Raw genomic sequence first — 8,676 nt, 5'->3', positions numbered from 1 at the left:
GCCCCCCGCGCTTGTGGCGGGGGCCCCGCTTCGAAAGCCCGAAAAGAGCCGAGAAGACCTCAGACGTTGAAGCCGAGTGCCCTCAGCTGCTCACGGCCGTCGTCCGTGATCTTGTCCGGGCCCCACGGCGGCATCCAGACCCAGTTGATCCGCAGCTCCTTGACGATCCCGTCGGCCGCGGACTTCGCCTGGTCCTCGATGACGTCGGTCAGCGGACACGCCGCGGACGTGAGCGTCATGTCGATGGTGGCGATGTTGCTGTCGTCGATGTGAATGCCGTAGATGAGGCCGAGGTTGACCACGTCGATACCCAGCTCGGGGTCGACCACGTCGTAGAGGGCCTCGCGGACCTCTTCCTCGCTCGCGGGCTTGGTGGTGGTTTCCACGTTCTCAGTCATGCGGTCTTCCCTTCAGCGCCGTCGCTCAGGGCCTGAGCGGTGGCGTCCTTCCATGCCATCCAGCTCAGCAGAGCGCACTTGACCCGGGCGGGGTACTTGGAGACACCGGCGAACGCGACCGCGTCCTCCAGCACCTCTTCCATCGTGTCGTCCGGCTCCAGCTGGCCCTTGGACTGCATCAGCTCCAAGAACGTCGCCTGGATCCTGCGAGCCTCGCTCAGTTCCTTGCCCACCAGCAGGTCGTTGAGCACGGACGCGCTGGCCTGGCTGATGGAACAGCCCTGCCCCTCGTAGCTCACGTCCTCGATCGTCTCGCCGTCAAGCCGCACCCGAAGCGTGATCTCGTCACCACAGGTCGGATTGACGTGGTGTACCTCGGCGTCGCCGTCCCTGAGCCCCCGCCCGTGGGGGTGCTTGTAGTGGTCCAGGATGACGTCCTGGTACATCGAATCCAGCTTCACGTGGCAGCCCCCTAGCCGAAGAAGTTCCGTACGTGCTCCAACCCGTCGACCAGGGCATCCACCTCGGCCGGCGTGGAGTACAGATAGAACGACGCTCGCGTGGTCGCAGGAATTCCGTACCGCAGGCAGACCGGACGCGCACAGTGGTGGCCGACCCGGACGGCGATGCCCTGCTCGTCGAGGACCTGGCCCACATCGTGCGGGTGGATGTCGCCGAGCGTGAAGGAGATCGTGGCGCCGCGCTCCTCGGCCGTGGTGGGGCCGATGATGCGCAGATCCGGAACCTCCAGGAGCCTGCCGACCGCGTACTCGGTCAGGGCGTGCTCATGGCGGTAGATGTTGTCCATGCCGATCGAGGACAGGTAGTCCACGGCCGCGCCGAGGCCGACGGCCTGGGCGATCGGGGGCGTACCGGCCTCGAACTTGTGCGGCGCCGGAGCGTAGGTGGAGGAGTTCATCGAGACGGTCTCGATCATCTCGCCGCCGCCGAGGAACGGAGGCAGATCCTCCAGCAGCTCCTGGCGGCCCCACAGCACACCGATGCCGGTCGGACCGCACATCTTGTGGCCGGTGAAGGCCACGAAGTCGGCCTGCAGCGCCTGCACGTCCAGCAGCATGTGCGGGGCGGCCTGGGAGGCGTCGATGACGACGAGCGCGCCGACGTCCTGCGCGCGGCGGACGATCGCCTCGACCGGGTTGTGCGTGCCCAGGATGTTGGAGACCAGCACGAAGGAGACGACCTTGGTCTTCTCCGTGATGACCTGCTCGATCTCGGACAGGTCGAGACGGCCGTCGTCGGTGAGGCCGAACCACTTCAGCTTCGCGCCGGTGCGCTGCGAGAGCAGCTGCCACGGCACGATGTTGGAGTGGTGCTCCATCTCCGTGATGACGATCTCGGTTTCCTGGTCCACCCGGTAGGGCTCATCGGCCCAGCCGAGCATGTTCGCGACCAGGTTCAGCGACTCCGACGCGTTCTTGGTGAAGATCACCTCGTCGCGGCTGGGAGCGTTGATGAAGGCGGCGACCTTGTCGCGAGCGCCCTCATACAGTGCCGTGGCCTCCTCCGCGAGCACATGGACGCCACGGTGCACATTGGCGTTGGAGCGCTCGTAATAACTGTTCAGCGCGTCCAGGACCTGGCGCGGCTTCTGCGAGGTCGCCGCGTTGTCCAGGTATACGACCTTCTTGCCGTCGTGGACCGAGCGGTCCAGGATCGGGAAGTCCTTGCGGATCGCCTCGGTGTCGAGGAGGCCCGGCAGCTGTGTCACTCGGAGACGCCTCCCTTCACGTACTCCTCGTAGCCCTCTTCCTCCAGCTTGTCGGCCAGCTCCGGGCCGCCGGACTCGGCGATCCGGCCCGAGGCGAACACGTGGACGTGGTCGGGCTTGATGTAGCGCAGGATGCGCGTGTAGTGGGTGATCAGCAGGGTGCCGACCTGGCCCGACTCCCGGACGCGGTTGACGCCCTCGGAGACCACGCGCAGCGCGTCGACGTCGAGACCGGAGTCGGTCTCGTCGAGGATCGCGATGGCCGGCTTCAGCAGCTCCAGCTGAAGGATCTCGTGGCGCTTCTTCTCACCGCCGGAGAAGCCCTCGTTGACGTTCCGCTCGGCGAAGGACGGGTCGATCGAGAGGCGCTGCATGGCCTCCTTGACCTCCTTCACCCAGGTGCGCAGCTTCGGCGCCTCGCCGCGGATCGCGGTCGCGGAGGTGCGCAGGAAGTTGGAGACGGAGACGCCGGGCACCTCGACCGGGTACTGCATGGCGAGGAAGACACCGGCGCGGGCCCGCTCGTCGACGGACATCTCCAGCACGTTCTCGCCGTCGAGGGTGACGGTGCCGCCGGTGATCTTGTACTTCGGGTGACCGGCGAGCGAGTACGCCAGGGTGGACTTGCCGGAGCCGTTCGGGCCCATGATGGCGTGCGTCTCGCCCTGCTTCACGGTCAGGTCGACGCCGCGCAGAATCTCGCGGGGGCCGCCCTCGGCCTCGACGGAGACGTGCAGGTCGTGGATCTCAAGCGTTGCCATGGGTGCCTCAGGACTCCTGGGTGACGGAGACGAGCACGTCGTCCCCTTCGATCTTTACGGGGTATACGGGGACGGGGCGCGTCGCGGGAAGGCCGGACGGCTTGCCGGTACGGAGGTCGAAGCTGGAGCCGTGCAGCCAGCACTCGATCTGGCAGTCCTCCACCTCGCCCTCGGACAGCGAGACGTTCGCGTGCGAGCAGATGTCGTTGACCGCGAACACCTCGCCCTCGGTGCGCACCAGCGCGACCGGCACGCCCTCCAGCTCGACGCGCTTGGGAGCGTCCTCTTCGAGTTCGGTCAGCGCGCACACGCGCACGAAGGCTGCGGTCATACGGACGCCTCCAGCTCCGCCTCGATCTTGGCGATCAGGCGCTCCTCCAGCTCGGGCAGCCCGATCTGCTGGACCAGCTCGGCGAAGAAGCCGCGGACGACCAGGCGACGGGCCTCGTCGGCCGGGATGCCGCGAGCCATCAGGTAGAACAGCTGCTCGTCCTCGAAGCGGCCGGTCGCGCTCGCGTGACCGGCACCGACGATCTCACCGGTCTCGATCTCCAGGTTCGGCACCGAGTCGACGCGGGCGCCGTCGGTGAGGACCAGGTTCCGGTTCAGCTCGTAGGTGTCCGTGCCCTCGGCCGCGGCGCGGATCAGCACATCGCCGATCCAGACCGCGTGCGCGTCCTTGCCCTGCAGCGCGCCCTTGTAGGCCACGTTGCTGCGGCAGTGCGGGGTGTCGTGGTCGATGAAGAGGCGGTGCTCCTGGTGCTGGCCGTTGTCGGTGAAGTACACGCCGTACAGCTCGGCCTCACCGCCCGGAGCGCCGTAGACGACGCGCGGGTGCAGCCGCACCAGGTCGCCGCCGAAGGTGACGACCACGGACTTGAAGGTGGCGTCCCGGCCGACCAGCGCGGTGTGCTGGCCGACGTGGACCGCCGCGTCGTCCCAGTCCTGGACCGAGACGACGGTGAGCTTGGCGCCGTCACCGATGAGGTACTCGACGTTGGCGGCCAGCGTGGCGTCACCGGTGTGGTCGATGACGACGACGGCCTCGGCGAAGGCGCCGACCTCGATCACCTGGTGGCCGAAGGCGGTGCCGCCCTCGCCGTGCACGGCGATCCGCACCGGCTCGGTCAGCACCTTCTCCTTGGGCACCGAGACGACCGAGGCCTTCTCGAAGGAGCTGTACGCCTGGGCCGCCACCCGGTCCACCGGCTTGCCGGCCTTGCCCAGGCGGGCGTCGTCACGGCCCACGGTCTCGACGGTGACGCCCTCGGGGGCGGCCACCTCGACCTTGACGCCGCCGTCGGCCACGGCGGTGCCGTCGTGGAGGCCGCGCAGCCGCTCCAGCGGCGTGAACCGCCAGTCCTCCTCGCGCCCGCTGGGCACGGGGAAGTCGGCCACGTCGTACGACGCGGGGGCACTGACCCGCGCGTCGATGGGCTGCTGCCCCACCTGGATGACGCCGTCCGTGGTGGATCCGGCCGGAATGGTTTCAGCCATGGCTGTCGTACTGCTCGCTTTCTGCCTTCTGGGGCTTACACGGGGGTGCCCCGGGGCGGGGCGGGAAGGGCGGTCGGGTCAGCCGACCGAACCCTCCATCTGCAGCTCGATCAGCCGGTTGAGCTCCAGCGCGTACTCCATGGGCAGTTCGCGCGCGATCGGCTCGACGAAGCCGCGCACGATCATCGCCATGGCCTCGTCCTCGGACAGGCCGCGGCTCATGAGGTAGAAGAGCTGGTCATCGCTGACCTTCGAAACGGTCGCCTCGTGCCCCATGGACACGTCGTCCTCGCGGACGTCCACGTACGGGTAGGTGTCCGAGCGCGAGATGGTGTCCACCAGCAGGGCGTCGCACAGCACGTTGGACTTGGAGCCCTCCGCGCCCTCTCCGATCTCGATCAGACCGCGGTAGGAGGTGCGGCCACCGCCCCGGGCCACCGACTTGGAGACGATGTTCGAGGAGGTGCGGGGCGCCATGTGGACCATCTTGGCACCGGCGTCCTGGTGCTGGCCCTCGCCCGCGAAGGCGATGGACAGCGTCTCACCCTTGGCGTGCTCGCCCATCAGGTAGACGGCCGGGTACTTCATGGTCACCTTGGAGCCGAGGTTGCCGTCGACCCACTCCATGGTCGCGCCCTCGTAGGCCACGGCGCGCTTGGTGACCAGGTTGTACACGTTGTTCGACCAGTTCTGAATGGTCGTGTAGCGGCAGCGGCCGCCCTTCTTGACGATGATCTCCACGACCGCGGAGTGCAGCGAGTCCGACTTGTAGATCGGCGCGGTGCAGCCCTCGACGTAGTGGACGTAGGCGCCCTCGTCGACGATGATCAGGGTCCGCTCGAACTGGCCCATGTTCTCGGTGTTGATCCGGAAGTACGCCTGGAGCGGGATGTCCACGTGGACGCCCGGGGGCACGTAGATGAACGAGCCGCCGGACCACACCGCCGTGTTCAGCGAGGCGAACTTGTTGTCGCCCGCCGGGATCACCGTGCCGAAGTACTCCTTGAACAGCTCCGGGTGCTCCTTGAGCGCCGTGTCGGTGTCCAGGAAGAGAACGCCCTGCTCCTCCAGGTCCTCACGGATCTGGTGGTAGACGACCTCGGACTCGTACTGGGCCGCGACACCCGCGACGAGGCGCTGCTTCTCGGCCTCCGGGATGCCCAGCTTGTCGTACGTGTTCTTGATGTCCTCGGGCAGGTCCTCCCAGGAGGCGGCCTGCTGCTCGGTGGAGCGGACGAAGTACTTGATGTTGTCGAAGTCGATACCCGACAGGTCCGAGCCCCAGGTGGGCATGGGCTTCTTGCCGAAGAGCTTCAGGCCCTTGAGGCGGAGCTTGAGCATCCACTCCGGCTCGGACTTCTTCGCCGAGATGTCGCGGACGACCTCCTCGGAGAGCCCGCGCTTGGCAGAAGCGCCGGCCACGTCGGAGTCGGCCCAGCCGTACTCGTAGTTGCCCAGACCCTCAAGCTCGGGGTGAGCGGTCTCCGTGGGGAGAGTCATTCGGGGTTCCTCCCGGCCGTGCTGGCAGATGCTGTGGTGGTCTTGGTAATGCGGTGGTCGGTCTTCTCGACCGCGGTGTCGGTCTGTCCGGTCTGGTGTCCGGTCTTCGGAATGAACGTCGTGCACACCCCGTCGCCATGGGCGATGGTGGCCAGACGCTGGACATGAGTCCCGAGCAGCTGGGAGAAGACCTCGGTCTCCGCCTCACACAGCTGCGGATATCGCTCGGCTGCGTGGGCGACCGGGCAGTGGTGCTGGCAGAGCTGTTCGCCGACCGGCGCGCTGCGCGCCGTAGCAGCGTACCCGTCCGCGGAGAGCGCGCCCGCGAGGGCTTCGGTACGCCGCCCGGGGGCGGCGGCCTCGACGGCGCCGCGGTACCCCTCGGCCTGGGCTGCGAGCCTGGCGCGGGCGAACGCCGCGACGGCGGCCCGGCCCTTCTCGCCGCCGCCCGCGCTCTGCTCGATCCAGCGCAGGGCGTCGACGGCGAGATCGTCATAGGACTGGTCGAAGGCGTCACGGCCGCAGTCCGTCAGGGCGAACGCCTTGGCCGGGCGGCCGCGCCGCCGCGCCCCGTACACCCTCTTCTCTCGGGGCTCGACGACGCCGTCGGCGACGAGGGTGTCGAGGTGACGGCGCACGGCCGCCTGGGTCAGCTCCAGCCGCAGCGCCAGCTCGGCGGCGGTGGACGGGCCGTGGTCGAGGATGGAGCGGGCAACCCGGTTCCGGGTGCCGTGCTGCTCCTCGGGAGCGGGCACGGCAGGCACGCCGGACGGCGCGGCCGCCTCGGCCGCGCGTCCCTGGGGAGCCTCGCTCGCGTATTTCACAACGCCATTGTTGCGTAATTCTTCGGCAAGGTACAAGCGAGAGCGGAGGGACCTTCCGGTGGGGTGCGTCACTTAGGTACACCTAAGTGTGACCTGCGAAAACGCGGCTCACGTGCTCGTCGGCGAGGGGCTTCCGAGCAGTTCGCGAGGGGTGCGTTCCGGCCCTGCCGCCCACGGCCCCGCCTGCCGTTCGTACACTGCCGGACATGCGAGAAGAGCCCGCGGTCGACGTCGTCGGCCTGGTCAAACGGTACGGCTCCAAGACCGCCGTCGACGGTCTCGACCTGTCCGTCGGCCGCGGCACCGTGAGCGCCGTCCTCGGACCCAACGGCGCCGGAAAGACCACCACCGTCGAGACCTGCGAGGGATATCGCCGCCCCGACGCCGGGACGGTCCGGATATTCGGCCTCGACCCGGTCGCGGACGCCGCGGCTCTGCGGCCTCGGGTGGGCGTCATGCTCCAGTCCGGAGGCGTTTATTCCGGCGCGCGCGCAGAAGAGATGCTGCGCCACACCGCCACCCTCCACGCCCATCCCCTGGACGTCGGCGCGCTCATCGAACGGCTCGGCCTCGGCTCCTGCGGCCGTACGGCCTACCGGCGGCTCTCCGGCGGCCAGCAGCAGCGGCTCGCGCTCGCCATGGCCGTCGTCGGCCGCCCCGAGCTGGTCTTCCTCGACGAGCCCACCGCAGGACTCGACCCGCAGGCCCGCCGCGCCACCTGGGACCTCGTCCGCGATCTGCGCCGGGACGGCGTGACCGTCGTCCTGACCACGCACTACATGGACGAGGCCGAACAGCTCGCCGACCACGTCGCGATCATCGACGGCGGCAAGGTGATCGCCCAGGGCACCCCCGAGGAGCTGTGCCGCGGCGGCGCCGAGAACACCCTGCGCTTCTCCGGCCGCCCCGCGCTCGACCTGGCCTCGCTGCTCAAGGCGCTGCCCGTCGACAGCACGGCCGCCGAGCTGGTCCCCGGCGGCTACCGGGTCACCGGCAAGGTCAACCCGCAGATGCTGGCCACCGTCACCTCCTGGTGCGCGCAGAACGGCGTGATGCCCGACCGCATCTCGGTCGAGCGGCACACCCTGGAGGACGTCTTCCTGGAGCTGACCGGTAAGGAGCTGCGCGCGTGACCGCCACAGGGACCTATCTCCCGAAGCCGGGGGCGGCACCGCTGCTCCGGATGATCCGCGCGCAGGCCGCGCTGGAGACCCGGATGCTGCTGCGCAACGGCGAACAGCTGCTGCTGACCGTCGTCATCCCGTCCCTCGTCCTGGTGCTCTTCAGCAGCGTGAACATCGTTGACACGGGCGCCACGGGCGACACAGGCGCTACCGGCGGGTCCGGGGACGCCGTCGACTTCCTCGCGCCCGGGGTGCTGGCGCTCGCCGTGCTGTCCACGGCCTTCACCGGACAGGCCATCGCGACCGGCTTCGAGCGGCGGTACGGCGTGCTCAAGCGGCTCGCCGTCTCCCCGATGCCCCGGTGGGCGCTGATGGCCGCCAAGACGTGCGCGGTGCTGGTCACCGAGGTCCTGCAGATCGTGCTGCTGACGGCGATCGCCTTCGCGCTGGGCTGGTCGCCGCAGGGCGACCCGCTCGCCGTGGTGCTGCTGCTGATCCTCGGCACCGCCGCGTTCTCCGGGCTCGGGCTGCTGATGGCGGGCACCCTGAAGGCCGAGGCGACGCTCGCCGCCGCCAACCTGGTCTTCCTGCTGCTGCTCGTGGGCGGCGGGGTGATCGTCTCGCTGGACAAGTTCCCGGGCGCCGCGCGCGCCGTCCTGGAGCTGCTGCCGATCTCGGCGCTCTCCGGGGGCTTGCGGGACGTCCTCCAGGACGGGGCCGGGATGCCCTGGCACGACCTCGCCATCCTGGCCGTCTGGTCGGTGCTGGGGCTCGGGGCGGCGGCGCGCTTCTTCCGCTGGGAATGACGGGCTCCCGGGGCTAACCCGGGACCCTCGTGAAAAG

At 69.1% G+C, this 8,676-nt stretch carries 10 protein-coding genes; 2 read left to right on the top strand and 8 right to left on the bottom strand.

The window, feature by feature from the left end:
- Nucleotides 1–59 precede the first annotated feature (59 nt).
- From ACFV9T_RS28500 to ACFV9T_RS28465, 8 genes are all read right to left on the bottom strand, one after another.
- On the bottom strand, nucleotides 60–398 hold the full coding sequence (locus ACFV9T_RS28500; protein WP_385445210.1) for a metal-sulfur cluster assembly factor: 339 nt from the start codon (nucleotides 396–398) through the stop codon (nucleotides 60–62).
- Nucleotides 395–859, bottom strand: a complete 465-nt coding sequence (sufU, locus tag ACFV9T_RS28495) for a Fe-S cluster assembly sulfur transfer protein SufU (RefSeq protein ID WP_385445208.1) — start codon at nucleotides 857–859, stop codon at nucleotides 395–397. Before sufU ends, ACFV9T_RS28500 begins: the two co-directional genes overlap by 4 nt.
- Before the next feature lie 11 nt (nucleotides 860–870).
- Nucleotides 871–2,127, bottom strand: coding sequence for a cysteine desulfurase (locus tag ACFV9T_RS28490; protein WP_385445207.1), 1,257 nt, complete (start codon nucleotides 2,125–2,127; stop codon nucleotides 871–873).
- A complete protein-coding gene (gene sufC, locus ACFV9T_RS28485; RefSeq protein WP_385445205.1) occupies nucleotides 2,124–2,888 on the bottom strand; it encodes a Fe-S cluster assembly ATPase SufC in 765 nt (254 codons plus the stop codon). The genes ACFV9T_RS28490 and sufC overlap by 4 nt, the downstream gene beginning before the upstream one ends.
- Before the next feature lie 7 nt (nucleotides 2,889–2,895).
- A complete protein-coding gene (locus ACFV9T_RS28480; RefSeq protein ID WP_385445203.1) occupies nucleotides 2,896–3,219 on the bottom strand; it encodes a bifunctional 3-phenylpropionate/cinnamic acid dioxygenase ferredoxin subunit in 324 nt (107 codons plus the stop codon).
- Complete coding sequence (gene sufD / locus ACFV9T_RS28475; RefSeq protein WP_385445202.1) at nucleotides 3,216–4,385, bottom strand: Fe-S cluster assembly protein SufD; 1,170 nt, start codon at nucleotides 4,383–4,385, stop codon at nucleotides 3,216–3,218. Before sufD ends, ACFV9T_RS28480 begins: the two co-directional genes overlap by 4 nt.
- A gap of 78 nt (nucleotides 4,386–4,463) precedes the next feature.
- The gene (gene sufB, locus ACFV9T_RS28470; RefSeq protein WP_385445200.1) at nucleotides 4,464–5,885 is read right to left on the bottom strand and encodes a Fe-S cluster assembly protein SufB; all 1,422 of its coding nucleotides are present in this window, start codon (nucleotides 5,883–5,885) and stop codon (nucleotides 4,464–4,466) included.
- The gene (locus ACFV9T_RS28465; protein ID WP_385445199.1) at nucleotides 5,882–6,709 is read right to left on the bottom strand and encodes a helix-turn-helix transcriptional regulator; all 828 of its coding nucleotides are present in this window, start codon (nucleotides 6,707–6,709) and stop codon (nucleotides 5,882–5,884) included. The genes sufB and ACFV9T_RS28465 overlap by 4 nt, the downstream gene beginning before the upstream one ends.
- Before the next feature lie 206 nt (nucleotides 6,710–6,915).
- Here ACFV9T_RS28465 and ACFV9T_RS28460 point away from each other — a divergent pair, with 206 nt between their 5' ends.
- Nucleotides 6,916–7,842, top strand: a complete 927-nt coding sequence (locus ACFV9T_RS28460; protein ID WP_385445198.1) for an ABC transporter ATP-binding protein — start codon at nucleotides 6,916–6,918, stop codon at nucleotides 7,840–7,842.
- On the top strand, nucleotides 7,839–8,639 hold the full coding sequence (locus tag ACFV9T_RS28455) for an ABC transporter permease (protein WP_385445196.1): 801 nt from the start codon (nucleotides 7,839–7,841) through the stop codon (nucleotides 8,637–8,639). The genes ACFV9T_RS28460 and ACFV9T_RS28455 overlap by 4 nt, the downstream gene beginning before the upstream one ends.
- Nucleotides 8,640–8,676: the final 37 nt, after the last annotated feature.

It is taken from the genome of Streptomyces sp. NPDC059850 (assembly GCF_042731515.1).
Lineage (GTDB): Bacteria > Actinomycetota > Actinomycetes > Streptomycetales > Streptomycetaceae > Streptomyces.
The sequence above is the reverse complement of the archived record's forward strand: the minus strand, read 5'-3'. Positions and strand labels throughout refer to the sequence as shown.